Origin of the sequence: Massilia sp. YIM B02443 (assembly GCF_030411955.1) — a bacterium.
GTDB lineage: Bacteria > Pseudomonadota > Gammaproteobacteria > Burkholderiales > Burkholderiaceae_D > Telluria.
Genome location: NZ_JASNRA010000014.1, coordinates 126,196 through 151,715, shown reverse-complemented (window position 1 = coordinate 151,715; position 25,520 = coordinate 126,196). Strand labels below are relative to the sequence as shown.

The 25,520-nt window shown below is 66.7% G+C and carries 20 protein-coding genes; 5 read left to right on the top strand and 15 right to left on the bottom strand.

Annotated elements, in window-relative coordinates:
- Positions 1 to 29: 29 nt before the first annotated feature.
- The 7 genes from acpP to QPK27_RS15780 all read right to left on the bottom strand — a co-directional run bounded on the left by acpP (position 30) and on the right by QPK27_RS15780 (position 5,411).
- A complete protein-coding gene (gene acpP / locus QPK27_RS15810; protein WP_020653257.1) occupies positions 30 to 269 on the bottom strand; it encodes an acyl carrier protein in 240 nt (79 codons plus the stop codon).
- A gap of 181 nt (positions 270 to 450) precedes the next feature.
- Complete coding sequence (gene fabG, locus QPK27_RS15805) at positions 451 to 1,188, bottom strand: 3-oxoacyl-ACP reductase FabG (protein ID WP_290419207.1); 738 nt, start codon at positions 1,186 to 1,188, stop codon at positions 451 to 453.
- Positions 1,189 to 1,220: 32 nt separating this feature from the next.
- Positions 1,221 to 2,159, bottom strand: a complete 939-nt coding sequence (gene fabD / locus QPK27_RS15800; RefSeq protein WP_290419206.1) for an ACP S-malonyltransferase — start codon at positions 2,157 to 2,159, stop codon at positions 1,221 to 1,223.
- Between the two features lie 46 nt (positions 2,160 to 2,205).
- Positions 2,206 to 3,192: a beta-ketoacyl-ACP synthase III gene (locus QPK27_RS15795; protein ID WP_290419205.1), complete on the bottom strand. Its 987-nt coding sequence runs from the start codon at positions 3,190 to 3,192 to the stop codon at positions 2,206 to 2,208.
- A gap of 14 nt (positions 3,193 to 3,206) precedes the next feature.
- Positions 3,207 to 4,268 (bottom strand): phosphate acyltransferase PlsX, encoded by a 1,062-nt coding sequence (gene plsX / locus QPK27_RS15790; RefSeq protein ID WP_290419204.1) that lies wholly within the window; start codon positions 4,266 to 4,268, stop codon positions 3,207 to 3,209.
- A gap of 215 nt (positions 4,269 to 4,483) precedes the next feature.
- Positions 4,484 to 4,666, bottom strand: coding sequence for a 50S ribosomal protein L32 (rpmF, locus tag QPK27_RS15785; protein ID WP_005666806.1), 183 nt, complete (start codon positions 4,664 to 4,666; stop codon positions 4,484 to 4,486).
- A 247-nt stretch (positions 4,667 to 4,913) separates the two neighbouring features.
- Complete coding sequence (locus QPK27_RS15780; protein WP_290419203.1) at positions 4,914 to 5,411, bottom strand: DUF177 domain-containing protein; 498 nt, start codon at positions 5,409 to 5,411, stop codon at positions 4,914 to 4,916.
- 100 nt (positions 5,412 to 5,511) lie between these two features.
- On the opposite strand from QPK27_RS15780, the gene QPK27_RS15775 reads away from it, so the two are divergent.
- Entirely contained in the window at positions 5,512 to 6,126 is a 615-nt protein-coding gene (locus tag QPK27_RS15775) for a Maf family nucleotide pyrophosphatase (RefSeq protein ID WP_290419202.1), read from the top strand.
- Between the two features lie 14 nt (positions 6,127 to 6,140).
- Positions 6,141 to 6,890, top strand: coding sequence for an SAM-dependent methyltransferase (locus QPK27_RS15770; protein WP_290419201.1), 750 nt, complete (start codon positions 6,141 to 6,143; stop codon positions 6,888 to 6,890).
- A 53-nt stretch (positions 6,891 to 6,943) separates the two neighbouring features.
- Here QPK27_RS15770 and QPK27_RS15765 read toward each other — a convergent pair whose 3' ends face one another.
- The 3 genes from QPK27_RS15765 to aceA all read right to left on the bottom strand — a co-directional run bounded on the left by QPK27_RS15765 (position 6,944) and on the right by aceA (position 11,337).
- Complete coding sequence (locus QPK27_RS15765; RefSeq protein ID WP_290419200.1) at positions 6,944 to 8,230, bottom strand: EAL and HDOD domain-containing protein; 1,287 nt, start codon at positions 8,228 to 8,230, stop codon at positions 6,944 to 6,946.
- Between the two features lie 198 nt (positions 8,231 to 8,428).
- On the bottom strand, positions 8,429 to 9,757 hold the full coding sequence (gene rlmJ, locus QPK27_RS15760) for a 23S rRNA (adenine(2030)-N(6))-methyltransferase RlmJ (RefSeq protein WP_290419199.1): 1,329 nt from the start codon (positions 9,755 to 9,757) through the stop codon (positions 8,429 to 8,431).
- A 281-nt stretch (positions 9,758 to 10,038) separates the two neighbouring features.
- Complete coding sequence (gene aceA / locus QPK27_RS15755; RefSeq protein ID WP_290419198.1) at positions 10,039 to 11,337, bottom strand: isocitrate lyase; 1,299 nt, start codon at positions 11,335 to 11,337, stop codon at positions 10,039 to 10,041.
- 469 nt (positions 11,338 to 11,806) lie between these two features.
- Here aceA and QPK27_RS15750 point away from each other — a divergent pair, with 469 nt between their 5' ends.
- Positions 11,807 to 12,778 (top strand): PEP-CTERM sorting domain-containing protein, encoded by a 972-nt coding sequence (locus tag QPK27_RS15750; RefSeq protein ID WP_290419197.1) that lies wholly within the window; start codon positions 11,807 to 11,809, stop codon positions 12,776 to 12,778.
- Between the two features lie 114 nt (positions 12,779 to 12,892).
- Here QPK27_RS15750 and clpB read toward each other — a convergent pair whose 3' ends face one another.
- The 5 genes from clpB to QPK27_RS15725 all read right to left on the bottom strand — a co-directional run bounded on the left by clpB (position 12,893) and on the right by QPK27_RS15725 (position 20,069).
- Positions 12,893 to 15,514 carry an ATP-dependent chaperone ClpB gene (clpB, locus tag QPK27_RS15745; RefSeq protein WP_290419196.1) on the bottom strand — a complete coding sequence of 874 codons (2,622 nt, stop codon included), beginning with the start codon at positions 15,512 to 15,514 and terminating at the stop codon, positions 12,893 to 12,895.
- A 92-nt stretch (positions 15,515 to 15,606) separates the two neighbouring features.
- Positions 15,607 to 16,029 (bottom strand): inner membrane protein YiaA, encoded by a 423-nt coding sequence (yiaA, locus tag QPK27_RS15740; protein ID WP_290419195.1) that lies wholly within the window; start codon positions 16,027 to 16,029, stop codon positions 15,607 to 15,609.
- 89 nt (positions 16,030 to 16,118) lie between these two features.
- Positions 16,119 to 16,646 carry a molybdopterin synthase catalytic subunit MoaE gene (gene moaE, locus QPK27_RS15735; protein ID WP_290419194.1) on the bottom strand — a complete coding sequence of 176 codons (528 nt, stop codon included), beginning with the start codon at positions 16,644 to 16,646 and terminating at the stop codon, positions 16,119 to 16,121.
- 23 nt (positions 16,647 to 16,669) lie between these two features.
- The gene (locus tag QPK27_RS15730; protein ID WP_290419193.1) at positions 16,670 to 19,330 is read right to left on the bottom strand and encodes a DUF349 domain-containing protein; all 2,661 of its coding nucleotides are present in this window, start codon (positions 19,328 to 19,330) and stop codon (positions 16,670 to 16,672) included.
- 112 nt (positions 19,331 to 19,442) lie between these two features.
- Complete coding sequence (locus QPK27_RS15725) at positions 19,443 to 20,069, bottom strand: hemerythrin domain-containing protein (protein WP_290419192.1); 627 nt, start codon at positions 20,067 to 20,069, stop codon at positions 19,443 to 19,445.
- Between the two features lie 328 nt (positions 20,070 to 20,397).
- Between QPK27_RS15725 and QPK27_RS15720 the strand changes: the two genes are divergently transcribed.
- Entirely contained in the window at positions 20,398 to 21,699 is a 1,302-nt protein-coding gene (locus QPK27_RS15720; RefSeq protein ID WP_290419191.1) for an exonuclease SbcCD subunit D C-terminal domain-containing protein, read from the top strand.
- The gene (locus QPK27_RS15715) at positions 21,696 to 25,454 is read left to right on the top strand and encodes an AAA family ATPase (protein ID WP_290419190.1); all 3,759 of its coding nucleotides are present in this window, start codon (positions 21,696 to 21,698) and stop codon (positions 25,452 to 25,454) included. Before QPK27_RS15720 ends, QPK27_RS15715 begins: the two co-directional genes overlap by 4 nt.
- The last annotated feature ends 66 nt before the right edge of the window (positions 25,455 to 25,520 follow it).

The window sequence follows — 25,520 nt, the reverse complement described above, 5'->3', positions numbered from 1 at the left end:
ATTCTCCCAAAAACTGTAAAGCTTGCTACTTAGGCCTTGACGTGCGCGGTTGCGTAGTCGATGGCTTGCTTGACGGTGGTGATTTTCTCAGCCTGCTCGTCAGGGATTTCCATTTCGAACTCGTCTTCCAGTGCCATCACCAGTTCCACGGTGTCCAGCGAGTCAGCGCCGAGGTCGTCAACGAACGAGGATTCGATTTTGATGTCTGCTTCGGCAACGCCCAGTTGCTCAGCGACGATTTTTTTAACGCGTTGTTCGATATCCGACATGTTTTGGCTCCATTAAGGTATGTGTTGCGGAAAGTGCGCGCATTTTATCAGGTTTGCGACCTGAAAAACTACTTTCGGCAGTTGGCGCTAACTCTTCCGAAAGTCCTGCTAAAAGACGAGATTGCACCGGCATTCGACCCCGCGCAAGCGGAAACGAAACCGGCGTTATCCCATTTTATATTTAATTCATGTACATGCCGCCGTTCACGTGCAGCTCGGTGCCCGTGATGTACGCGGCTTGCGGACCGGCCAGGAAGGCCACCGCGTGGGCGATGTCTTCCGGCTGGCCCAGGCGGCCCAGCGGAATCTGGGTCAGCAGTGCTTCGTGCTGGCCTTCGCCCAGCGCCTTGGTCATGTCGGTGTCGATGAAGCCCGGCGCCACGCAGTTGACGGTGATGTTGCGGCTGCCGATCTCGCGCGCCAGCGCGCGGGTCATGCCGGCCACGCCGGCCTTGGCGGCGGCGTAGTTCATCTGGCCCGGGTTGCCCGAGGCGCCCACCACCGAGGTGATGTTGATGATGCGGCCGGCCTTGGCCTTCATCATGCCGCGCAGCACCAGGCGAGAAAGGCGACCGACGGCGGTCAGGTTGGTGGCGATCACGCCGTCCCACTCTTCGTCCTTCATGCGCATCGCCAGGTTGTCCTGGGTGATGCCGGCGTTATTGACCAGGATCGACAGGCTGCCGAAGCCCTTCTGCACTTCGTCCACCACGGCGGCGCAGCGCTCGGCGTCGAGCACGTTCAGGACCACGCCCTTGCCGCCGAATTCGGCCAGGTAATCGGTGATCGCCTGGGCGCCCGATTCGCTGGTCGCGGTGCCGACCACCTTGGCGCCCTGGCGCGCCAGTTCGAGTGCGATGGCCTTGCCGATGCCGCGCGATGCGCCGGTAACGAGGGCGACTTGGTTTTGCAGATTCATTCTTGTCCTCTTTCTTGGATGTTCTGGATGGCTCAGTTGGCCTTGATCAGTTCCAGCACGCGCTCGAGCGCAGGCTGGTCGACCAGCGCTTCACCGACCAGCGCCGGGTCGATGCGCTTGGCCATGCCGATCAGCGTCTTGCTCGGCGCACACTCGACGACCTGGGTCACGCCCTCGGCAGCCATCTTCTGCATCGTCTCGACCCAGCGCACCGGACCGGCGGCCTGGCGCACCAGCGCGTCCTTGATCTGCTCCGGATCGTTCAGCACGGCGACGTCGACGTTGTTGATGACGTCGATCTGCGGCGCGGCGAAGGTCAGTTTGCCCATGTACTCGCGCAGGCGGTCCGAGGCAGGTTTCAGCAGCGACGAGTGGAACGGCGCCGACACCGCCAGCTTCATGGCGCGCTTGGCGCCCTTGGCCTTGGCGATCTCGCAGGCGCGCTCGACGGCGGCAGTATGGCCGGCGATCACGATCTGGGTCGGTTCGTTGAAGTTCACCGCTTCGATCACTTCACCTTGCGCCGCTTCGACACACACGGCGCGCACGTCGTCGGCCTGCAGGCCGAGGATCACGGCCATGCCGCCCTGCCCCACCGGCACCGCGTCCTGCATCGACTGGGCGCGGAAGCGCACCAGCGGCACGGCGTCGGCGAACGGGATCACGCCGGCAGCCACCAGGGCCGAGTATTCGCCCAGGCTGTGACCGGCCACGACGCTTGGCGCCGGGCCGCCGGCCGCGATCCAGGCGCGGTACACGGCGACCGCAGCGGTCAGCATCACCGGCTGGGTGTTGGTGGTCAGGTCCAGGTCTTCCTTCGGACCTTCGGCGATCATTTTCTTGAGATCGAGGCCGAGCGCGTCGGATGCCTCCTGCACGGTCTGGTCGACAACCGGGTTGCCAGCGAAACCGTTCAGCATGCCCACTGCCTGGGCGCCTTGTCCGGTGAACAGAAATGCGAATTTGCTCATCGTATTTTTCCGTAAATTTGTTGTTCTTGTGGTTGAACCGCGGCGCTTACATGCGCGCCAGCACGGCGCCCCAGGTGAAGCCGCCGCCCACGCCTTCCATCAGCACGTTATGGCCCTTCTGGATGCGGCCGTCGCGCACGGCCTGGTCCAGCGCCAGCGGGATCGAGGCGGCCGAGGTGTTGCCGTGCTCGTTGACGGTGACTACCATCTTGTCCAGCGGCAGGTTCAGCTTCTTGGCCGTGCCCTTCATGATGCGCAGGTTGGCCTGGTGCGGCACCAGCCAGTCGATCTCGGACGCCTTGACGCCGGCGTGGTCCAGCACCTCGTTGGCCACCTCTTCCAGCACGGTAACGGCCAGCTTGAACACCGCCGGGCCGTCCATGTACAGGAAGCCGGAACCTAGAATCGCGCCATTGTCGACGCTGCCCGGACCGGTCAGGATGCCGGCCTGGCTGCCGTCGGCATGCAGTTTCGCGCCCAGGATGCCGGGCTCTTCGGAAGCTTCCATCAGCACCGCGCCGGCGCCGTCACCGAACAGCACGCAGGTGGTGCGGTCGTTGAAGTCGACGATGCGCGAGAACACTTCCGAACCGATCACCAGCACACGCTTGTGGTTGCCGGCGCGGATGAAGGCGTCGGCAGTCGAGACCGCGTAGACGAAGCCGCTGCACACGGCCTGCACGTCGAACGCCGCGCTGCCGTTGGCCATGCCGAGCTTTTGCTGCACGATGCAGGCGGTGCTGGGGAAGCTACCGTGGAAGTCGGGGGTGGAACTGGCGACGATCACCAGGTCGACGTCGAGCGGCGTCTTGCCGGCCATGTCCAGGGCGCGGCGCGCAGCCTGCACCGCCAGGTCGGACGACAACTCGTCGGCGGCGGCGTAGTGGCGCGCCTCGATGCCGCTGCGGGTGACGATCCACTCGTGCGAAGTTTCGACGCCGTTCTCGGCCAGCTGGGCGGTGAGCTGTTCGTTGGTGACGCGGTTGGCGGGCAGGTAGCTGCCGGTGCCGGTGATTTTGCTATACAAGGTCATTGCTTGATCGTCCTTCAGGCTTGCGCCTGGCGCACACTATCGGGGGCGACCACCGGGGCGGCCACGGCCGTCACGGGAGCCGGCATCAGCTCGGCGATCAGCGCCGACAGCTGTTCCTGCACATTGTTATGCGCCGCGTCGTAGGCGCGCTTGAGCGCCCACTCGAAGGCATAGGCATTCGCGCCGCCGTGGCTCTTGAACACCAGGCCCTTCAGGCCCAGCAGCGCGGCGCCGTTGTAGCGTTCGGGATTGAGTTTCTTCAGCGCCTTGCGCGCCAGCACGGCGCCCAGCATCGACATCACGCTTTCCTTGAAGGTGGTCTTCATGAAGCGCGACAGGCCTTCGATGGCTTTCAGCATGACGTTGCCGACGAAGCCGTCGCACACGACGACGTCGACCGTGCCCTTGAAGATGTCGTTGCCTTCGACGTTGCCGAAGAAATTCAGCTTGCCGCGCTCGTGGTCGGCGCGCAGCAGCACACCGGTGGCCTTGACCGCTTCGTTGCCCTTGATGTCTTCGGTGCCGACGTTCAGCAGGCCGACGGTCGGACGCGGATTGCCTTCGATCGCCGAGCACAGCACCGAACCCATGATGGCGAACTGGTGCAGGTGATCCGGCGTGCAGTCGACATTCGCGCCAAGGTCGAGGATATAGGTCGGGCCGTTCTTCTGGTTGGGGAAGATCGAGCAGATCGCCGGACGGTCGACCCCGGCCATGGTCTTGAGCACATAGCGCGAGACGGCCATCAGGGCGCCGGTATTGCCGGCCGAGACGCAGGCGTTGGCGCTGCCGTCCTTGACCAGCTCGATCGCCACGCGCATCGAGGAATCCTTCTTGCGGCGCAGGGCGACTTCGACCGGATCGTCCATCGTGACGACTTCGGTTGCGTTGCGCACGCTGATGCGAGGATTGTTCTCGGCGTGGTGTTTCTTGAGTTCTGCGCGCAGCACATCCTCCGCACCCACGAGCACGAGTTCGGCGTCTGCGTGGCTTTTGAGGAAGGAGATGGCTGCCGGAATGGTAACTGAAGGGCCGTGATCGCCGCCCATGCAGTCAATGGAGATTTTAATTGTCATTTGTCGGAGGGATGCCGCGGCTCACGCTGGGCGGGCGGCAAGATGGGACCAACCCCGGACCCGGGGCCGGGCGCAATCCGCACTGTTCAAAATGACGGTGCCAGGGATGCAGCCGATTACAGATTTCATACGAACGTACGTGCGAAATAAAAAGCGGTGCCACGCAGATAACATACGTTGCACCGCTTTCATGTCACTGAAAGACAAGACGTCGATTACTCGTCGTTCTTGGTCTTCAGGACTTTACGACCACGGTAGAAACCGTTCGGCGAGATGTGGTGACGCAGGTGGGTTTCGCCGGTGGTCGGCTCGACTGCCAGGTTAGGGGCGGTCAGGAAATCGTGCGAACGGTGCATGCCGCGCTTCGACGGGGATTTTTTATTCTGCTGAACTGCCATGATAACTCCTAATACAAAGTTCTAAAATTTTAACACAACCGATATGCAAGCTTATGCAAATCGAGTATCTCGACGGCAACTTTATTTGCTGCCGACATGTTTAACGCTGCTACAACTACCGCAAATGCCATACTCGATTGCACGCGTTTGACACGTTCCTTTGCAGATTTTGGGCGACACTGTTTCTACGCTGCCGCCACCGTACTGCGAATCCTGTACTACTGATTTGACCTGCCAACTACTTGATTTATTCTGCCTTGAGATTCTTGAGGGCAGCGAAGGGCGACACTTTATCCGTTTTCAGGCTATCGAGCAAGCCGGTATCCGGACAAACGTCGTGGCGCGGCGACTGCGGCAATGCCAGCAGGGCTTCGTCCTCGAGCAATTCGCGGATGTCGCAGGTGCGGCTGCCGACGATCACGTCGATGCTGTCGTCGTCGAGGATTTCCTCGATGGCGTCGGCATCGGCATCGTCCTTGCCCAGCACCAGCATGGTCGACGAATCGATCTCATAGTCGAACGGCTGCAGGCAACGCTGGCACACCAGCTTGACCTGTCCGGCGACCGCGAGGGTCAGCGACGGATAGCCTTGACGGGTCTGGCCGCCCTGCATCGACCAGCGGATCTCGCCGCTCTTGTCGGTGCTTTCGGCCGCCAGGCGCGTCATGTCGACCAGGGGCGTGCTGCCTTCGCGATGGCCGTCGTTCTTGCAAAACTCGAAGGCGTCGATGACAAAAGCGCTCATTTAGAAAGTTACCCCGGAAAACCTGCGATAATAGCAGGCTTTCCAGCGCAGCGCCATGAAACTGTCGCTTTTGCGCGTGCCTTGATTCTTCCGCCTTGCCATGACCTCCACTTCCGCACCAGTGCGTCTCATCCTTGCATCGAGCTCTGCCTACCGGCGTGAACTGCTGGCGCGCCTTGGTTTGCCGTTCGAGGCGATCGCACCCGACATCGACGAAACGCCGCTGCCCGGCGAGTCGCCGCAGGCCACCGCACTGCGCCTGGCCGCCGCCAAGGCCCGGGCCGTCGCCGCGGCGCATCCGGGCGCGCTGGTGATCGGCTCCGACCAGGTCGCCACGCTGGACGAACTGCAGATCGGCAAGCCGGGCGACCATGCGCGCGCCCTGGCCCAGTTGCAACTGATGCGCGGGCGCGAAGTGGTCTTCCATACGGCGCTGTGCCTGTGGGATGGCCGCGCGGCCGATCCGGCACAGGCGGCGCAGATCGAGAACGTGCAGGTGCAAGTGCGCTTCCGCGACCTGCCGGACGCCGAATTCGACGCCTACCTGCGCATCGAACAGCCGTACGACTGCGCCGGCAGCGCCAAGAACGAAGGCCTCGGCATCGCCCTGCTGGAAAGCATCGTTTCCACCGACCCGACCGCCCTCACCGGCCTGCCGCTGATCGCCCTGACCGGCATGCTGCGGCGCGCGGGCGTCCGCTTTTTCGGCACCTGACCACTGACCTCCCCATGCCCGGCACCCTGTACCTGATTCCGAATACCCTCGGCCCGACCGAAGCCGCCCCTGGCGCCCTGTCCAACCTGATCCCGACCCAGGTCCAGGCGCTGACCAGCCGGCTCGATTATTTCGTCGCCGAGAATGCCAAGACCGCGCGCGCCTTCCTGAAGCTGATCGCGCTCGACCACCCGCTGGCCAGGCCGCTGCAAGAGATCGAGATCGCCGAGCTGAACGTGAACACGCCGGCGCAGGCGCTGGCGCAACTGCTGGCGCCGCTGCTGGCCGGGCGCGACGCCGGCCTGGTGTCGGAAGCCGGCGTGCCGGCGGTGGCCGATCCGGGCGCCGACCTGGTGCGCCTGGCGCACCAGCACGGCATCAGCGTGCGGCCGCTGGTGGGGCCGTCGTCGCTGCTGCTGGCCGTGATGGCAAGCGGGCTGAACGGCCAGAGCTTCGCCTTCAACGGCTACCTGCCGACCGATGCCGCCGCGCGCGCCAAGCGCATCCAGGAACTCGAGAAGCGTTCGCGTGCGGAAAAGCAGACGCAATTGCTGATCGAGACGCCATATCGCAACGGGCAGATGCTGGAAGCGCTGGTGGGTAGTTGCCAGCCGGGAACGCTGGTGTGCGTGGCGACCGATCTGTCGCTGGCGACCGAGTCGGTGCGGACCATGACGGCAGCCAAGTGGAAGGCGGCGCTGGCGGCCGGCAAAGGGCCGGATTTTCACAAGAAGCCGACGGTGTTCCTGCTCCTGGGGCAGTAAGGGACGGCGAAACATCCTGATGCGGGCGTCGCTCGAACGCCCGCTCAATGCACTTAATGCACGTCGCGCACCTCGTGCACATCGTTGGTCAACTCGCGTACCCAATCGAAGGCCGCCAGTTCGATCTCGCGCACCTCGGGCACCGTCAGTCCGATTTTCCTGAGCGCGCAATTGAGCCTGGCCCCGCCCTCGGCCGCCTCCAGCAATTCGGTGATGCGCAGCATGGTGCCGAAATCCCCTTCCCGCTCAAGCAAGGCTTCGCGCACGTCGGCCGCGATCTCGACGTGGTCGAGGATGTCGGCCATCGGCACCGAGAACAGCGCCTCGGCCAGCGACATGATGCCCACCGTGAAGGCGCGGTCGGCGCTGGCGGTGTCGCCGGGGCGCACGCGCAGCGTCATGAGTTCGAGCATCTTGCCGCGCGTGGTGGCCAGCTGCAGCAACGGCGAATCGAGATCGACCCGCGCGCCGGCCGCCGTGTACAGCAGGATCTGCAGCCAGCGCGCCAGCTGGCGCCGCCCGAGCTGGGCCAGCGCCTGCGACAGCGATTCGATGCGCGGCCCCGGCACGGCGCGGCTGTTGACCAGCCGCAGCAAATTCAGGCTGATCAGGGCGTCGCGCTTGACTGCGGTTTCGATCGCCTGGCTGTCGGCGTTCGAATTGACCAGCTCCAGCAGACGCAGGATGCCGATCTCGGACGGCGTGATCTTGCGTCCGCTCAGGATCACGGGACGCGCAAAGTAATAGCCCTGGAAGTATTCGAAGCCGAGCTCCATGCACAGCTTGAATTCGTCGATGGTCTCGACCTTTTCGGCCAGCAGGCGCTTGCCGGTGAGCTTCAAGGAATCGACCAGCTGCGCCAGCGCATTCGGCTGCACGCCCTTGATGTCGATCTTGATCACGTCCACCAGCCCGACCAGCTGATCGAGCTCGGCCGAGTGCTCGACCACGTCGTCAACTGCGAACTTGAAACCCAGCTCCTTGAGCTCGGCTACCCGCGCCAGCAGCGGCGGGGTCGGTTTGACGGTTTCGAGGATTTCCAGGATCACCCTGTCGGCCGGCAGAAAACGCACGAAGTCGCTCATCAGGACGACCTCGTCCACGTTCACGAAGGCCAGTTTCTCGCCGACCACCTGCTCCATGCCGAGTTGGGAAGCGTGCGAAATGACGGCTGCGGTGGCTGCGGCGCCATCAGTCAGCTTGGCGTCGTCATCTTCGCCGGCGGCGCGGAACAGCAGTTCGAAGGCGACCAGATGCTGGTCGCGCCCCAGGATCGGCTGGCGCGCGAGAAAGAAATCATTGGACGGCACGGAGACCGCGGCCGTTGCATCGGCATGCATCGAAAAACTCCTGAAAACGATTGCAGCACACGCCGTGCCACCCCGGCGGCACCCGCGCCACCGACGTGAGGACTATACTACATAAATGCTAATCTTAGCATTTAGACATCGAATCGCATGACGCGTTGCAGCCACACGTCGACGTTTTGCGCGACGCCTGGTGCGGCGCGTGCCGCTTGACGCGCCGGGAAGTAAGGATCAGCCGCGCCCGCCGCCCTGGCGCGTGCGCGGACCGCGCGGTGCGGCCGGGCCGGTTGGCCGTGCCGTGCCGCTGCGGGCGCTGCTCCCGGCATTGCCGGGGCTGTTTCGCGAACCGCTGCGGAACTTGTCGCCCGAGGCGGCATCGCGCGGCGCCGAACCGTCCGGGCGGCCACGCGGCGCCGGGCCATCGGTACGGCCACGGGGACCATCGGTACGCCCGCGCGCGCCGGTAACGCCGCTGCGCGCACGTTCGTCGCCGACGGCACGTGGCGCACCGGCGCGCGGCGCCGGACTTGCTACACCGCGCGGGTCATCCTCGTCGCGCGGCATGCTCTGGCCCGGCAGGCGCAGGCTGCCCTTGCCCGACAGCGGGCTGGCGCGACGCGCGTTGCCGACCGGCGCGCGCGGGGTGTCGCCCACCAGGCGGCCGGCGGCGGCGCCGGTCACCTGCGTGCCCTTCTCGATCGTGAAGCGGGCGCCGGCGTCCTTGCCCAGCACGCGCACCAGGTAGGGCATGACTTCGCGCAGCATCGGCTCGAGCGTGTACGGCGGGTTCAGGATGAACATGCCGCTGCTGTGCAGGCCGGTGCCGTCCGGGGTCGGGGTCTGGATCGTCAGGGTGACGTTGAGCCATTCCTTGGCCGGCAAGCGCTTGAGGCGGTCGGCGAACTGGCGCGACTCCATGCGCTGCAGCACCGGATACCAGACCGCGAACACGCCGGCCGGGAAGCGGCCCAGCGCTTCGTCCAGGGCGTCGCGCACGCGCCGGTAGTCGTCCTTGATCTCGTACGGCGGGTCGATCAGCACCAGCGCGCGGCGCGACGGCGGCGGCAGGAGCGCCTTCATGCTGGTGAAGCCATCGCCGTGCTCGATGATCACCCGGCGGCCGCGCGAGCGCTCGCCCTGCTCGGCCTTGTGCGCTTCCAGCTTGCGGAAGTTTTCGGCCAGGATCTTGCACTCGGACGGGTGCATCTCGAACAGGCGCAGGCGATCCTGCTCGCGCGACATTTGCTCGGCCACGTAGGGCGAGCCGGGGTAGTAGCGCATCTTGCCGCTCGGGTTCATGCCCTTGACCAGGTCCAGGTATTCCTGCAGCGGCGCCGGCACTTCGGTGGCGTTCCACAGCGGGCCGATGCCGGTGTCGAATTCGGCGGTCTTCGTCGCCTGGAAACTGTCGAGCGCATACACGCCGGCCCCGGAGTGGGTGTCGATATAGGTATAGGCGGCGTCCTTCTGGTTCATGTACAGGTGCAGCTGCACTTGCACAAAGTGTTTGAGGACATCGGCGTGGTTACCCGCGTGGAAGGCGTGGCGGTAGCTCAACATAAGCTGGAATTCCTAAAAGATGGCATTGCCGCACGAAACTGGCGGCGCAATTGTCGCCATTATCCACTACAAGCGGCCGTGGCTGGGAATATGGTGCGAAGATCGACGCCGAACAATGTAGGGTTGGCGGCTCGGCCGCCGACGCGTAGAATGTTGGCGACTCCGTTTTAGGACCGGCTGATTTGACTGCCAACTATCACCGCGTCGGCGGCTGAGCCGCCGACCCAGTAAAAAAGCCGCAGGCCCTTGCGGGGCTGCGGCCTGGCTTGTGTTGCGAATGCTTACGCGACTTTCTTGGCGTCGAAGAATTGTTCGTCCTCGGTCGAGCCGTGCAGCGCCGTGGTCGAGCTCTGGCCCTGCTGGATGGCCTGGGTCACGGCGTCGAAGTAGCCGGTGCCGACTTCGCGCTGGTGCTTGACCGCCGTGAAGCCCTGTTCGGCGGCGGCGAATTCGGCTTCCTGCAACTCGACGAAGGCCGACATGCCGCTGCGCGCGTACCCGTGCGCCAGGTTGAACATGCCGTAGTTCAGGGCGTGGAAGCCGGCCAGGGTGATGAACTGGAATTTATAGCCCATTGCGCCCAGCTCTTTCTGGAATTTGGCGATGGTGGCGTCGTCCAGGTTCTTCTTCCAGTTGAACGAGGGCGAGCAGTTATAGGCCAGCATCTTGCCGGGGAACCTGGCGTGGATGGCCTCGGCGAAGCGGCGCGCGAAGTCGAGGTCCGGCTTGCCGGTTTCGCACCACACCAGGTCGGCGTACGGCGAGTAGGCCAGGCCGCGCGAGATCGCTTGCTCGATGCCGGGACGCACGCGATAAAAACCTTCGACGGTGCGCTCGCCGGTGCAGTACGGGCGGTCGATGTCGTCCACGTCCGAAGTGAGCAGGTCGGCGGCCTCGGCGTCGGTGCGGGCGATGACCAGGGTCGGGGTGCCCATCACGTCGGCCGCAAGGCGCGCGGCGTTGAGTTTTTCGACCGCTTCCCGGGTCGGCACCAGCACCTTGCCGCCCATGTGGCCGCATTTCTTGACCGAGGCCAGCTGGTCTTCGAAGTGCACGCCGGCGGCGCCGGCATCGATCATCGACTTCATCAGCTCGTAGGCATTGAGCACGCCGCCGAAGCCGGCTTCGGCATCGGCCACGATCGGCGCGAAGAAATCGATGTCGCCCTTGCCTTCGGACCATTGGATCTGGTCGGCGCGCTGGAAGGTGTTGTTGATCCGGCGCACCACCTGCGGCACCGAGTTGACCGGGTACAGCGACTGGTCGGGATACATCTCGCCGGCCGCATTGGCGTCGCCCGCGACCTGCCAGCCGGACAGGTAGATCGCTTTCAGGCCGGCCTTCACCTGTTGCATGGCCTGGTTGCCGGTCAGGGCGCCCAGCGCGTTGACGTAGGGTTCTTCCTGCAGCAGGCTCCAGAGTTTCTCGGCGCCGCGGCGCGCCAGCGTGTGCTCGATCGGCACCGAACCGCGCAAGCGCACCACGTCGGCGGCGGTGTAATTACGGGTGACGCCTTTCCAGCGCGGATGATTGTCCCATTCCTGCTGCAGCGCTGCGACTTGCTGTTCACGGGTTGCCATGTCGTTTCTCCTCGGGTTTGAAAAACTGCGGGTGTCGTAAATCGCTTGGTTAGGAACATCATAGATCAGGTAGTGCGCAGCACCATCAGTCTTATATAAGATATACAAGATGATTTTTCCTATTATATATCAAAGGCTTGCAATGACGATTCCACGATATGGAAAGAAATTTCTTACAATGAGAAATGATCGAGCCTTGCTTTTGCTGCACATCTCATATCGCGAAGCCGATATTTCAGATGATGAAATTCATTTCAATATTGCCGAGTGGAAATTTAAATGATTTCCAATTTGTTGCATTGGGGAAATTCAAACCAAGGATCGGTTTGCCCTATTAAATTAATGAAAATAAACTAGTGTTGTTTTATTGCATTTAATATTGACCTGTTGAATCAAAGCCATCAGCATTGCGTCTTGAAGTCCAGACAACTAATCGCTGCACATTGCTTAACAACAGGAAAATAAAACAATGCAACGCACTCTGCGTAATCTCGTCCTGCCCCTGCTCCTTGCCGTCGGCGCCGCTCCGGCCCTGGCCCATGGCATCAAGACCGGCTCGTACACCTTCGAAGGCGTCACCTTCACGACCTGGGTCTACGGCAGCAAAATGACCGTGCAAGTCACCGGTACCACATCGGCAATGAAGGGCAAGTACATCGACGCGATCTCGATCGGCAACATCGGCACCGTCAGCAAGGCAAGCACCGTGTCGTCGCCGTGGAATGGCTGGTCGCTGCTGAACAACTCGGCCATCAGCACCGGTGGCTGCAACCTCGGCGCCGGCGCCAAGACCGCCGGCACCCAGCTGTGCCTGCAAGGCATCGGCAATCCGTCGCTGAAGACGACGCAAACCTTCGTGTTCGACATCGCCTCCAACAGCAAGCTCGGCGCACCCGACATCAAGCTGACCCTGGTCGACACCGCAAGCGACTGGAAGGAAAAGGCTGGCACGCTGGTCCAGGTGTCGCTCAGCAAGAACAAGGGTGAAATCGTGACGGGCGGCAGCCAGAACGGTGGCGGCTCGACCACCAATCCGACGCCGACGCCGACGCCTACCCCGACGCCTACCCCGACGCCGACGCCGACGCCGACTCCAGCGCCAACGCCGGAACCAACGCCCGAACCAACCCCTGAGCCGACGCCTGTCCCGGAACCAACCCCGCAGCCAACGCCAACGCCAACGCCAGAACCGACGCCAACGCCGACTCCGGAACCAACGCCGGATCCGACCCCGGTCAACCCGCCGGTCGCCCCTGATCCGGAACTGATTCCGCCACCGCCTGTCGGCCCGACCGATCCGATCGAGACCATTCCGGTCTCGGGCCCGGACACTCCGGATGGCGGTGCGCCGTCCGAAGTACCGGAACCGGAAACGCTGGCCCTGATGGCGGCCGGCCTGGGCCTGGTGGCGTACATGCGCCGCCGCAAGTCGGGCAAGTGATCCACCCGGGCCGGACCTAATCCGGCTGAAAACGACAACGGGCGCGACTCGCGCCGCGCCCGTCCTTCGTTTCCCGTAAAAAGCGGCGCCCGAGGGCGCCGCTTTCGTTTCCGCTTACTTCGCCAGCTCGACCGTGCCGGCGCCGCCCTCGGGCGCGCCGAACGCCAGCTCGCCGCCGCGCACCCGCACCGGAATCACATCCTTCGGCCCGAAGCGGCCCGACAGGATGGCCTTCGACAGCGGATTCTCGATCTGCTGCTGGATCGCGCGCTTGAGCGGCCGCGCGCCATACACCGGATCGTAGCCCGCCTCCGCGATTTTCTGCAGCGCTTCTTCGTCGATGTCGAGCGTCATTTCCATCTTGGCCAGGCGCGCTTCCAGGTTGTGCAGCTGGATGCGGGCAATCGCCCCGATGTTCTTCTCGTCCAGGCCGTGGAACACCACGATCTCGTCGATACGGTTGATGAACTCGGGACGGAAGTGTCCGCGCACCTCGGCCATCACGGCCAGCTTGACCACCGCCGGCTCATCGGTGTCCATCGACTGGATGCGGTTCGAACCGAGGTTCGAGGTCATCACGATCACCGTGTTCTTGAAGTCCACGGTGCGGCCCTGGCCGTCGGTCATGCGGCCGTCGTCGAGCGCCTGCAGCAGCACGTTGAACACGTCCGGATGCGCCTTCTCGATCTCATCCAGCAGGATCACGCTGTAGGGCTTGCGCCGCACCGCCTCGGTCAGGTAGCCGCCTTCTTCATAGCCGACGTAACCCGGCGGCGCCCCGATCAGGCGCGCCACCGAATGCTTCTCCATGAATTCGCTCATGTCGATGCGGATCAGGGCGTCTTCGGTATCGAACAGGAAGGCCGCCAGCGCCTTGCACAGCTCGGTCTTGCCGACGCCGGTCGGGCCCAGGAACATGAACGAACCATACGGGCGGTTCGGGTCCGACAGTCCCGCGCGCGAACGGCGGATCGCATCCGACACCGCCTCGATCGCCTCATCCTGGCCGACCACGCGCTTGTGCAGTTCGTCCTCGATGTGCAGCAGCTTGTCGCGCTCGCCCTGCATCATGCGCGCCACCGGGATGCCGGTCGCGCGCGACACCACTTCGGCGATCTCTTCGGCGCCGACCTGGGTGCGCAGCAGCTTCGGCTTGTCGCTCGCGTCGGGCTTGTCGCCCGCCGCCTCGGCTTGCTTGAGTTGCGCTTCCAGTTCCGGCAGGCGGCCGTACTGCAGCTCGGAAACGCGCTGCCAGTTGCTCTGGCGCTTGGCTTCTTCCATCTGCAGACGGATGCGCTCGATCTCTTCCTTGATGTGGGTGGTGCCCTGCACTGCCGCCTTCTCGGCCTTCAGGATTTCTTCGAAGTCGTTGTACTCGCGTTCCAGGCGCGCGATCTCCTCGCCCAGCAGTTCCAGGCGGCGCTGCGAGGCTTCGTCGGTCTCGCGGCGCACCGCTTCGCGCTCGATCTTCAGCTGGATCATGCGGCGCTCGAGGCGGTCCATGACTTCCGGCTTGGAGTCGATCTCGATCTTGATCTTGGCTGCCGCCTCGTCGATCAGGTCGATCGCTTTATCGGGCAGGAAGCGGTCGGTGATGTAGCGGTGCGACAGTTCGGCCGCGGCGATGATGGCCGGGTCGGTGATGTCGACCTGGTGGTGCAACTCGTATTTTTCCTGCAGGCCGCGCAGGATGGCGATGGTCGCCTCCACGCTCGGCTCGTCGACGATGATCTTCTGGAAGCGGCGCTCGAGGGCGGCATCCTTCTCGACGTACTTGCGGTATTCATCGAGCGTGGTGGCGCCGACGCAATGCAGTTCGCCGCGCGCCAGCGCGGGTTTGAGCATATTGCCGGCGTCCATCGCGCCTTCGGCCTTGCCGGCGCCGACCATGGTGTGGATCTCGTCGATGAAGACGATGGTTTGTCCCTCGTCCTGGGCCAGTTCCTTGAGCACCGCTTTCAGGCGCTCTTCGAATTCGCCGCGGAATTTGGCGCCGGCCAGCAGCGCCGCCATGTCGAGCGACAGCACGCGCTTGCCCTTGAGCGAATCGGGCACTTCGCCATTCACGATGCGCTGCGCCAGGCCTTCGACGATGGCGGTCTTGCCCACGCCCGGTTCGCCGATCAGGACGGGATTGTTCTTGCTGCGCCGCTGCAGCACCTGGATCGCGCGCCGGATCTCGTCGTCGCGGCCGATCACCGGGTCGAGTTTGCCCATGCGCGCGCGCTCGGTCAGGTCGAGCGTGTATTTCTTGAGGGCTTCGCGCTGGCCTTCGGCTTCGGGCGAATTCACCGATTCGCCGCCGCGCACCGCTTGGATCGCGGATTCGAGCGCCCTGCGCGTCAGGCCGTGTTCGCGCGCCAGGCGGCCGGCGTCGGACTTATCCTCGGTCAGCGCCAGCAGCACCATCTCCGAAGACAGGAACTGGTCGCCGCGCTTTTGCGCTTCGCGGTCGGCCAGGTTCAGCAGCGCCATCAGGTCACGGCCGACCTGGACGTTGCCGCCCGCGCCCGAGACCTGGGGCAGGCGCTCGAACGCGGTCTTCAATGCGTTCGACAGGCCGCCGACGTTGACGCCGGCGCGCTGCAGCAGCGAGCGCGCACTGCCGTCGTCCTGGTTCAGCAGGGCCGCCAGCAGGTGTACCGTTTCGATGTACTGGTTATCGTTGCCGACCGCCAGGCTCTGGGCATCCGCCAGGGCTTCCTGGAGCTTGGTCGTCAATTTATCTTGCCGCATCTTGTTGCTCCCTAGAGTTAGTTTTAACTGGAGAGCAAGATAGGGGTCAGTGTCGGCTTTTCAAGATGGGCAACGGCGCGAGGCGCCGTTCTTCAATCGGACAGCTTGCCCTCGGGCGCAGGTCCCGCCGCCTGCAGATCGCGCACGTTCTTCTGCACCGCGATCACGGCAAACAGCGCCAGCGCGAACGACATGGCATAAAAGCCTTTCTCGCTCAGTTCCAGCGTCGCATTCCACAGCCCGATCGTCAGCAGCAGGATGGCGGCGACCAGCGAGAACCAGCACAGGCTGGAATACATGCCGGTGACCGGTACATTCTCGGACCGGTCGCGCACGGTTTTCTGCAGCGAGATGGCGGAGAACAAGCCATACAGCAGCAAGGTCAGGTAGTAACCTTTTTCGTTGAGTTGCATCTGGGCGTTCCACAGGCCGATCAGGTAGGCGGCCATGCCGATCAGCAGTGCGGCCCAGGATGCGCCGACGAAGGCCGCGGTCGGACGATAAGTGGTTTGCATGTCAGAGCTTCCGTAAGTTGGCGTCGGCGAACTCTACCATGTTTACCAGCGCGAAAAATCACGCTTGATCACACTGCGCCGCAGTCGGCTCACCGCCCTTCCCAGCGCGCCTTGGCCTTGTCGTCGGTCACCCGCGCATCGACCCAGCGCGCGCCCTCCGGCGTCTGCTCCTTCTTCCAGAACGGCGCATCGGTTTTGAGGTAATCCATGATGAACTCGCAGGCCGCGAACGCTTCGCCGCGGTGGGCGGCGCTGCAGGCGACCAGCACGATCTGGTCGAGCGGCGCCAGCGGGCCGACACGATGGATCACCTGGGCCCCGTACAGCGGCCAGCGCGCGCTCGCCTGGGCCACGATGTCCTGCAGGGACTTCTCGGTCATGCCCGGATAGTGTTCCAGCTCCAGCTCGGCCACTCTGGCGCCGTCGTTCAGGTCGCGCACGGTGCCGACAAAAGCGACCACCGCACCGATGCGGGCGTCGCCCTCGCGCAGGCGCGCCACGTCGCGGCTCAGGTCGAAGTCGGCGGTCTGGACCCGGATGTCGCAGAAGAACGGGCCGGCCTGTTCCACCGGCTGCACGCCCGTCTCTCGTTGCGCCTGCTCAGTCACTTGTTCCATTCCTTGTTCGATCGTCTGCCCGCTCATTTGCCGTCCTTCGCCTGGCGCAGCAGCAATTGCTCGACACGCGACTCGGTGCGCGCGTCCACCAGCGCCGGCAGCGCCAGCAGCGCGCGGATTTCATCGACCTGGGCGCCCGGCTTCTGGCCAGACTTGAGCGAGCTTTGCAGCACCTCGACCTGCAGGCGCAAGCGCTCGCGCGCGAACTCGGCGCCGCTGTCGATGCCGGCCGCGATTTCCAGCCGCAGAAGATCCTGCAGCAGGCGCCCGCGGTTGGCTTCCAGCTGGCCGACGTAGCCCCCGCGCTCGCCTTCAAGCGCCGTCAACCCGGCCTCGAACCGTTCGCGCAGCACCGCTTCGTAGCCGCCGTCGAGCGGCAGCAACGCGTCCCAGCGCGCGCGCCAGTCGGCGGCGCTGGTGTTCGATTCCGGATTGGCCAGCGCCGACTCCAGCGCCAGCACCAGGCGCAGCTTGTCGCGCACCGCGCCGGCCAGCGCCACCCCGGCCGCGCGGCGCGCGCTGTCGGCGTGCTCTGTTACCTGTGCCACGGCGGCGTGGTAGCGCTTCTCGATGCGCGCTTCGTGCGCGCGCGGCACCGGGCCGATCGACTGCCACTCGGTGGCCGCTTCGCGCAGCAGCTTGCCGGCGCTCGCCGGCGTCGCTTCCGGCGCGGCCGCTTCCAGGCGCGCGCACAGCGCTTCCTTGGCCGCTTCGTGGGCGCGGCGCTCGCTGTCGGCGGCGTGCGCGTGTTCCTTGCGTGCGGCGAACAGCTCGTCGCAGGCGGCGCGGAAGCGCTGCCACAGCGCCTGCTCGGCCTTGCGCTCGAGCGGCAAGGCGCGCGCGTGCTCCTGCCAGCGGTGCTGCAGCTCGCGCAGCAGGTCCACCGCATGGCGCTCGTGCGGGTCGAGCTTGCGCACTTCTTCAATCAATTGCTCGCGTACGGCAACTTCGACCTTGCGCTGATGTTCGAGCGGACGCTGCAGCGTGGTCAGCGCTTCCGAGAACTGGGCGTCGAGACGTTTCTTTTCCTTGCGGTCGACCGCGCCCAGGTGGCTCCAGGCGGTGCGCAGGCGCTGCACCGTGCCGGACACGTGCTTCCAGTCGGCCTCACCCGCTCCCAGGCGGGCGACTTCGGCATTCGCCTCGTCGACCAGGGCCTGGCCGCGCGCCGCATTCGCGTGGCGGTCGTCGGCCAGCTGGCGGAAGTGGGCGGCGGCCGGGGCGTAGGCCTGGGTGCAGGCGGCGTCGAAACGCTCCCACAGGCTGCGCGGCGCCGGGCCGGACAGGCTGTCGAGCGCCTTCCAGCGGTCGCGCATGCTGCCCACCTTCTTGGCCAGCTCGCCCATCGCCAGGTTCTGGGTCGGCAAGCCCTCCACGGTCTTGATCAATTCTTCGCGCGAGACGTTGCCGCCCCAGCGTGCCCAGTCCGACAGGCGCTTGAGCTCGGCGCGCAGGTGGGCCAGGCGGTCGGCCTGCGCGGTGCTCAGGCGCATGCCGCGGTCCTTGGCTTCCTTCAGCGCCTTGTCCAGTTCGGCAGCGCTGCCGAGCGAACCCTGCTGCAGGGCGGCTTCCAGCGCGTCCATATTGTCGAGGAACTGCTGGTCGGCGCCGCGGCCCCTGTCGTCCTTGTTACTTTCCTTGTTGCCGGCCTTGGCGGCGATGCGGCCGGCGTCCTTGGCGCTGTCGGCGCCGGTGGCGGCCGGCTTCGACTTGCGCGCTTCCTGCGGGAGCGTGGCCAGCAGCATCTCGAAGCGTACCTGCAGCGCGCCAGCAGCGTCGCCCGCCGGCAGCGCGGGGAGGCGCTGCCAGTCCTTGCGCAGCACCTCGTGCCTGAGTTCGGAAACCGGACGGGCCTGCCATTCGGCCAGCGCCGCCTCGCGCGCGGCCAGCGCGGCCTGGTCCTGCTCGATGGTGGCCAGGCTGGCCGTCAAGCGCGCATGTTCGGTGGCGAATTCGGCCACGAGGGTGCGCGGCAGCGAGGCGTGGCCGGGGTCGACCAGTGCCGCATCCTGCTCGCCCTGCAGCTCGGCCAGGCGCGCCGCCAGCGCGGCGGCGTCGAGACCGGCCGATCCCAGCTGGCGCAGGGCCGCCAGGCGGTCGATCATGGCGCGCTGCAGCTGCACCTGGGATGCCAGGCGGCGGCCCAGTTCGGCGCGCACGGTATCGAACTCGGCGGCCAGCTCGGGCGCGCGGATGACCGACCATTTACGGTCGAGTTCTGCAACGTGGTTCGGGGTCAGGAGGGTGTCGGCCAGCAGCGCGCGCGCCTGCGCCAGCGCTTCTTCGCCGCGCCGCAGTTCGGACTCGTGGTGGCGGATCGCGTCCAGCCGGCCATGGACCAGCTTGGCGACGCGGCGGTCGAGGTTGCGCATCGCCGCGTGCACGCGTTCCAGCGCCTCCTTGCCGTGGACCAGCTCGGCGGCAGCCAGGCGTAATTCGGAGAATTCGGAGCGCAGGATGAAGGCGACGGCAGCCGCTTCGTCAGACCCGAGCGACTTGAGTTCTTCGGCCTGGCGCGCCCGCGCGTCGCCGGCCGCCGAGGCCGACGCTGCAGCGGAAGCCGACGTGGCGCCGACGGACGCCGGGTTTGACTTCGCCACGCCCGGCGCGCTCTTGCCGCTGCCGGCCTGCTCGCCGGAAGCGGCCGGTTTCGCGCCCTGCCGCTTGAATAGGAATTCGAACATGATGAAATCGCACTTCCAAAACTCCCATCATAGCAAAGAACCTCCGGCTCTACGGGCGCGTGCCGCGATTCGCCGCAGCGCGCGGCGGCCCCGTCATCGTGCTATTCCCTCGCTAATTTACCATCGGCAACGAATGGTCTTTTCCGGCAAACTGCGGTGGCCGCTGCGGTGGCCGCTGGGGTGGCTGCTGGGGCAACTGCTGACATGGCCGCTGCGACGATGCGGCGCGCGGCGGACCGGCGGCCCCGCCGCGCTGCTCGTTCTGGTAGGCGTCGTGCGCCAGCATCTGGTTGGCGATCGCAAACCAGGCCTCGCCCGAGATCCGGTTGCGCGCCAGCGGCATCAACTCCTGTTCTTCGCGCTCGAGCCGTTCGAGCAGCAGCTGGCAGCAGCGCTCGATCGCGGCCAGGCAGCCCGGATCGCCCTCGCTGGCGGCGGCCTCGGCGGCGCTGCGCGCTTCCGCCGCGCGCTGGCTCAGGTTATCGAGCTCGGCCAGCAGCGAGTCGGCCACCGCGCCGCAGCGGCGCAGCGCCGGCAGCACGAACTTGTCGAGCTTGCGCCAGTGGCATGCGTCCAGCACCCGGCGCAGCGATTCGCAGGCCTGCGCGTACTGGCGCATGGCCGGCGGCTCGCCCCACCAGGCGCCGGGACGCCAGCGCTCGAGCAGCGCCTGCACTTCGACCCGTGCGCGCGCTTGCTCGACCGACAGGGCGACCAGCGTATAGGTTGACGTCAGCATTGTGTCTCCTCTCGATATGGCTCCGCCAGCGCAAGCGGCGCACGTGGTGGGGCCGCGCCTGGGTGACTGGGGATGCTTTGTATGGGTGGCCGGCTCTTGGATTGTGTTTGTCGCCGACCGACAGAGACTTCGTAGTGTAGAGACAAGATGAGGCGTGAGTTTGAGATGGCTCAAACCCGCACCAGCCGTGCGGGCGGGGTCAGGCGCCATGATTTGCCGGCGACTCTGCAGGATGGCGCGCGGCTGCGCTATAGTAGGCGCCGGCCTGGCACCGACCTTGACCGTTTCCTTGGCCTTTTACTTCCCGAAAACCCGATCCCGAATCCCCATGCGGCTGCTGCACACTTCCGACTGGCACCTTGGCCAGACCCTGCACAACTACGACCGGAGCTACGAACACCAGTGCTTTCTCGACTGGCTGGTCGACACGCTGGCGGACGAGGCGATCGACGTGCTGCTGATCGCGGGCGACATCTTCGACAACGCCAACCCGTCGTCGCATGCGCACCGCCAGCTGTACCGCTTCCTGCAGCGCGCGCGCAGCCGGGTGCCGCACCTGCAGGTGGTGGTGATCGCCGGCAACCACGATTCGCCGGGCCGGCTGGAGGCGCCGACGCCGCTGCTGGAAGCCTATGGCACGGTCGTGGTCGGCAACGTACTGCGCCGCAGCGACGGCGAGGTCGACCTCGAGCGCCTGCTGGTGCCGCTCACCGAGCGCGATGGCGAGGTCCGGGCCTGGTGCCTGGCGGTGCCGTTCCTGCGCCCGGGCGACGTGCCGCGCATCGCGCGCGAAGCCAGGCAGGAAACGCAGGAAGGCGACGAAGGTGAACAAGCCCCGCCGCGCGACCCCTACCTGCACGATCCCTACCTGCACGGCACCACCCTGCTCTACCAGCAGGCGCATGCGCTGGCGCGCGAGCGGGCCGGCGCCGGCCAGGCCATCGTCGCCATGGGCCACTGCCACATGGTCGACGGCCAGTCCTCGCACGACTCCGAACGCCGCATCGTGATCGGCGGCAGCGAGGCGTTGCCAACCAGCATGTTCGGCGCCGACATCGCCTATGCGGCGCTGGGCCACCTGCACCTGGCCCAGCGCGTCGGCGGGCGCGAGCACGTACGCTATTGCGGCAGCCCGCTGCCGCTGTCGTTCTCCGAAGTCGGCTACCAGCACCAGGTGCTGCGCATCGACCTGGACGGCGCCACAGCCGGCGCCATCACGCCGATTTTCGTGCCGCGCGCGGTCGAGCTGCTGCGCGTGCCGGCCACCCCGGCGCCGCTGGAACAGGTGCTGGAAGCGCTGGAAACGCTGGAGCTCGATCCCGACCTGCCGCCGCAGGCCTGGCCCTTCCTCGAAGTGCGGGTGCTGCTGGACGGACCCGAGCCGGGCCTGCGCGGCCGCATCGAGGCGGCACTGAGCGGTAAACGGGTGCGCCTGGCCAAGATCGAGCCGACCCGCAAGCTGGTGGCGGTCTCGGAAAGCGCAGACGCGCTGAGCCTGGAGCAGCTGGCGCGGCTGCAGCCGGACGACATCTTCCGCCGCCTGTGGCAGCAGCGCTTCGGCGACGAGGCGCCGCCGGACCAGATCGACGCCTTCGCCGAACTGTTCCACGCAGTGGGAGAGTCGAAATGAGGATCCTGCGCATCAGCGGCAAGAACCTGGCTTCGCTGGCCGGCGAATTCACGGTCGACTTCGAAGCCGAACCGCTGGCCTCGAGCGGCCTGTTCGCGATCAGCGGCCCTACCGGCGCGGGAAAAAGCACCCTGCTCGACGCGCTGTGCCTGGCGCTGTACGGCGCCACCCCGCGCCTGCAAAAGCGCATCGGCGGCTCGCAGCTGCCGGACGTCGGTTCCGAGACCGTCACCGCACAGGACCCGCGCACCCTGCTGCGGCGCGGCGCGGCGGAGGGCTGGTCCGAAGTCGACTTCGTCGGCAGCGACGATGGCCGCTACCGCGCGCGCTGGAGCGTGCGGCGCGCCTACAACCGTCCAAGCGGCGCCCTGCAGCCCGTCAAGATCACCCTGCACCGGCTGCCGGAACTGGCGCCGCTGGGCGGCACCAACACCGAATCGGCGCAAGAGATCGTGGCGCGCATCGGCCTGTCGTTCGAGCAGTTCACGCGCGCCGTGCTGCTGGCGCAGAACGAGTTCTCGGCCTTCCTCAAGACCGACGAGAACGAACGCGGCGAACTGCTCGAAACCCTCACCGGCACCACGATCTACACCGAGATCTCGCGCCGCGCCTTCGAGCGCTACAAGGAGGAACGCGACAAGACCAGCCTGCTGCAGGCCAAGCTGGCCAACCAGGCGCCCCTGAACCCGGAACAGCGCGCCGAACTCGACACCGAGCGCACCGCCGCCGAGGTCGCCCTGGCCGCCCTCGACACACGCTTCGCCCTGTTCGAAGCCCAACTGCGCTGGCACCGCGAGCTGGACAAGCTGACTGCCGGCGAGGCGCAGGCGCAAACGGCGCTGGCCGCCGCCACCGCCGCACGCGACGAGGCCGGCGAGCGGCGCCGGCGCCTGGCCACGCTCGACGCGGTGCAGCCGGCGCGGCCGCTGGTGGCCGACGTGGCGCGCCTGGAAGGCGAGCGGCGCCAGGCCCTCGCCGCCAGCGTCAGGAACGAGGCCGACCTCGCCGCGGTTCAGGAAACCCGGCGCCAGGCCGGGCAGGAACTGGACGCGGCCATGGCGCGCCTCGACACGGCCGAGGAAGCGCTGCGCCAGGCCGCGCCCCAGCTCGACGGCGCCAAGGCGCTCGACGCCGGCCTGGAAGCGCTCGCCCCCGCGCACGCCCAGGCGGCGCAAGCGTTGGAGGCGGCGCGCAACGCCGCGCGCGAAGCGCGCGCCGCGCACGCCGCCAAAGCTGAAGAGCTGGAACGCGCGCGCCAGTCGCGCGACAGCGCCGGCGCCTGGCTGGCGGCCAACGCCCGCCTGGAGCCGCTGGCCGCCCAATGGCAGCGCTGGGAACGCCTGTTGAGCCAGGCCGAGCAGGCATCAAACACGCTTGCCGCCGGGAATGCGGCGCTGGAAGCAGCGCGCGCCAAGGCCGAACAGGCGGCCGGGCGCGAAGCGCAGGCCGCCGCCGCCCTGTCGCAGGCCATCGAGCACCAGGAGGCGCTGGAGAGCAAACGACGTGAAGCGATGGCGGCGCTCGAGGGGTTTGACGCCGACGCCATCGGCGCCGAACGCCAGGCGCTGGAAACCCGGCGCGAGCGGCTGGCGGCGGCCGAGCGCACCTGGCTCGACCTGTCGGCCGCGCGCGACGCGCTGGCGACGCTGGCGCGCGAGCACGACCGCCTCGATACGGCGCGCGCCGCAGCGCACAGCCAGCTGGAGTCGGCCCGTGCCGCGGCGCCAGGCCTCGACGGCGCCATGCAGCAGGCCGAGCGTTCGCTGGCCACGGCCGAACTGGCCTGCGCGGCCAGCGTCGAGCAGCTGCGCGCCAACCTGAGCGACGACACGCCGTGCCCCGTATGCGGCGCCCACGAGCACCCGTACGCGCACCAGGACGCCCGGCTGCACGCGATGCTGACCGGCCTGCGCGGCCAGGTCGACGCATGCCGGTCCCGCGTGCGCGACAACAACGCGCTGCAGGCGAACCAGGCGGCGGCATTGAACGCGGCGAGCGAGCGCCTGGCTGGGCTGACGAGCGAGCGTGGCGCCCTCGACAACCGCATCGCCTCCCTCACGCAAGCCTGGGAGGCCGATCCGCTGGCGCCGGACGCGCCGGCCGAGGCAGAGCGCGGCGACTGGTTCGGCGCCCAGCGCGCCGCCCTGCGCGCAGCGTTCGATGCGGTGGCCGCACGTGAAACCGCCTGGCGCAGCGCGGCCGGCACACGCGACGCCGCCCAGCGTGAAGTGGATGCGGCGCAATCCGTGCTGGCGCGCCTGCGCCAGGCCGCCGACGGCGAACGCGAGGCGGCTGTCCGTTTGCGTGACGAATTGCGTGCCCACACCGTTCGCCTGGAAGCAGCCGGCGCACAATTGGCTGCCCTGCTGGAAGAACTCGACCCGGCCCTGGCCGGCGCCCACGGCGACGGCTGGCAAAGCGCATGGCAGCGCGATCCGTCCGGCTGGCGCCAGGCGCGCGCCCTCGAGGCCGGCCACTGGCAGGAACAGACCGCGCTGCAGGCGCGCGCACTCGCCTCCGCCACGACCTTGGCAACGGAAACCGCCGCCGCCCAGGCCCGCATCGGCGACATCGACCGCGCCGGCGCCGCGGCGAAAGCCGAGTTCGAACGCATCGACGCCGAGCTGGCGCGCATGCGCGGCGAACGCGGCGCGTTGTGGCAAGGCCGCGCGGCGCGCGAGGTGGAGCGCGACCTGAACGCCGCAGTCACCACCGCCCGCGAAGCCCTGGCCGGGCGCCAGGCCGCCGCCAACGACGCCGCCCAGCGCGACATCGCGGCGCGCACCGCGCTGACCCAGCTGTCCGAACGCATCGCCGAACTCGACAACGCTGGCGCGGCCGCCGCCACCGCGCTGGCCGACTGGCTGGACGACTACCGGCGCCAATCCGACAGCGACGGCCTCGACCCGGTCGAGGACAGCGCCGAGATGGCGCGCCTGCTGCAAGTGGGCGCCGCCTGGCTGGCGCAGGAACGCGCGGCGCTGGGTGCGCTCGACGCCGAGGTCGGCAGCGCCGCCGCGGTGCTGAACGAACGCCGCGCCCAGCGTGCGGCGCACCTGGCATCCAGGCCGGAGGACGAGCAGCCGCTGGAAACGGTGCAGGCGCTATTCGACGCCATCAAGACCGAGCGGCAGTCGGCGCACGACCTGGCCGCCGCGCTGCGTCTGCGCGCGCTGCAGGACGACGAGCGGCGCAAGCAGGCCGCGTCGAGCCTGGCCGAGATCGAGCGGCAGCAGGCGGTCGAAGCGCGCTGGGGCAAGCTGTCGGAGCTGATCGGCTCCAGCGACGGCAAGAAATTCCGCAACTACGCCCAGCAGTTCACGCTCGACGTGCTGCTCGGCTACGCCAACGTCCACCTGTCCCAGCTGGCCCGGCGCTACCGTCTGGAGCGCGTCAGCTACCAGGGCATGCCGTCGCTGGCGCTGATGGTGCGCGACCAGGACATGGGCGGCGAAGTGCGCTCGGTGAACTCGCTGTCGGGCGGCGAATCGTTCCTGGTGTCGCTGGCGCTGGCGCTGGGCCTGGCCTCGCTGTCGTCGAACCGGGTGCGGGTCGAGTCGCTGTTCATCGACGAGGGTTTCGGCAGTCTCGACAGCGACACCCTGGGCGTGGCGATGGACGCGCTCGACGCGCTGCAATCGATGGGGCGCAAGGTGGGCGTGATTTCGCACGTGCAGGAAATGACGGAACGGATCGCGACCAAGGTACTGGTGCGGCCGTCGGGTGGCGGCAGCAGCGCGGTGGTGGTGGAATGACCCGGCGGGCGTCCTGGTGGGCGTCCTATATGCTGTCGGCGCCCGGTGTAGAATGCCGCACTTTCT

What these genes read in the sequence shown, in the direction of transcription:
- yiaA (WP_290419195.1), bottom strand. Translation starts at nt 16,029, where the DNA reads ATGCAAACCACTTATCGTCCGACCGCGGCCTTCGTCGGCGCATCCTGG.
- moaE (WP_290419194.1), bottom strand. Translation starts at nt 16,646, where the DNA reads ATGGAACAAGTGACTGAGCAGGCGCAACGAGAGACGGGCGTGCAGCCG.
- rlmJ (WP_290419199.1), bottom strand. Translation starts at nt 9,757, where the DNA reads ATGTTGAGCTACCGCCACGCCTTCCACGCGGGTAACCACGCCGATGTC.
- plsX (WP_290419204.1), bottom strand. Translation starts at nt 4,268, where the DNA reads ATGACAATTAAAATCTCCATTGACTGCATGGGCGGCGATCACGGCCCT.
- QPK27_RS15795 (WP_290419205.1), bottom strand. Translation starts at nt 3,192, where the DNA reads ATGACCTTGTATAGCAAAATCACCGGCACCGGCAGCTACCTGCCCGCC.
- clpB (WP_290419196.1), bottom strand. Translation starts at nt 15,514, where the DNA reads ATGCGGCAAGATAAATTGACGACCAAGCTCCAGGAAGCCCTGGCGGAT.
- QPK27_RS15730 (WP_290419193.1), bottom strand. Translation starts at nt 19,330, where the DNA reads ATGTTCGAATTCCTATTCAAGCGGCAGGGCGCGAAACCGGCCGCTTCC.
- QPK27_RS15765 (WP_290419200.1), bottom strand. Translation starts at nt 8,230, where the DNA reads ATGCATGCCGATGCAACGGCCGCGGTCTCCGTGCCGTCCAATGATTTC.
- QPK27_RS15750 (WP_290419197.1), top strand. Translation starts at nt 11,807, where the DNA reads ATGCAACGCACTCTGCGTAATCTCGTCCTGCCCCTGCTCCTTGCCGTC.
- fabG (WP_290419207.1), bottom strand. Translation starts at nt 1,188, where the DNA reads ATGAATCTGCAAAACCAAGTCGCCCTCGTTACCGGCGCATCGCGCGGC.
- QPK27_RS15770 (WP_290419201.1), top strand. Translation starts at nt 6,141, where the DNA reads ATGCCCGGCACCCTGTACCTGATTCCGAATACCCTCGGCCCGACCGAA.
- aceA (WP_290419198.1), bottom strand. Translation starts at nt 11,337, where the DNA reads ATGGCAACCCGTGAACAGCAAGTCGCAGCGCTGCAGCAGGAATGGGAC.
- QPK27_RS15780 (WP_290419203.1), bottom strand. Translation starts at nt 5,411, where the DNA reads ATGAGCGCTTTTGTCATCGACGCCTTCGAGTTTTGCAAGAACGACGGC.
- acpP (WP_020653257.1), bottom strand. Translation starts at nt 269, where the DNA reads ATGTCGGATATCGAACAACGCGTTAAAAAAATCGTCGCTGAGCAACTG.
- fabD (WP_290419206.1), bottom strand. Translation starts at nt 2,159, where the DNA reads ATGAGCAAATTCGCATTTCTGTTCACCGGACAAGGCGCCCAGGCAGTG.
- rpmF (WP_005666806.1), bottom strand. Translation starts at nt 4,666, where the DNA reads ATGGCAGTTCAGCAGAATAAAAAATCCCCGTCGAAGCGCGGCATGCAC.
- QPK27_RS15775 (WP_290419202.1), top strand. Translation starts at nt 5,512, where the DNA reads ATGACCTCCACTTCCGCACCAGTGCGTCTCATCCTTGCATCGAGCTCT.
- QPK27_RS15725 (WP_290419192.1), bottom strand. Translation starts at nt 20,069, where the DNA reads ATGCTGACGTCAACCTATACGCTGGTCGCCCTGTCGGTCGAGCAAGCG.
- QPK27_RS15715 (WP_290419190.1), top strand. Translation starts at nt 21,696, where the DNA reads ATGAGGATCCTGCGCATCAGCGGCAAGAACCTGGCTTCGCTGGCCGGC.
- QPK27_RS15720 (WP_290419191.1), top strand. Translation starts at nt 20,398, where the DNA reads ATGCGGCTGCTGCACACTTCCGACTGGCACCTTGGCCAGACCCTGCAC.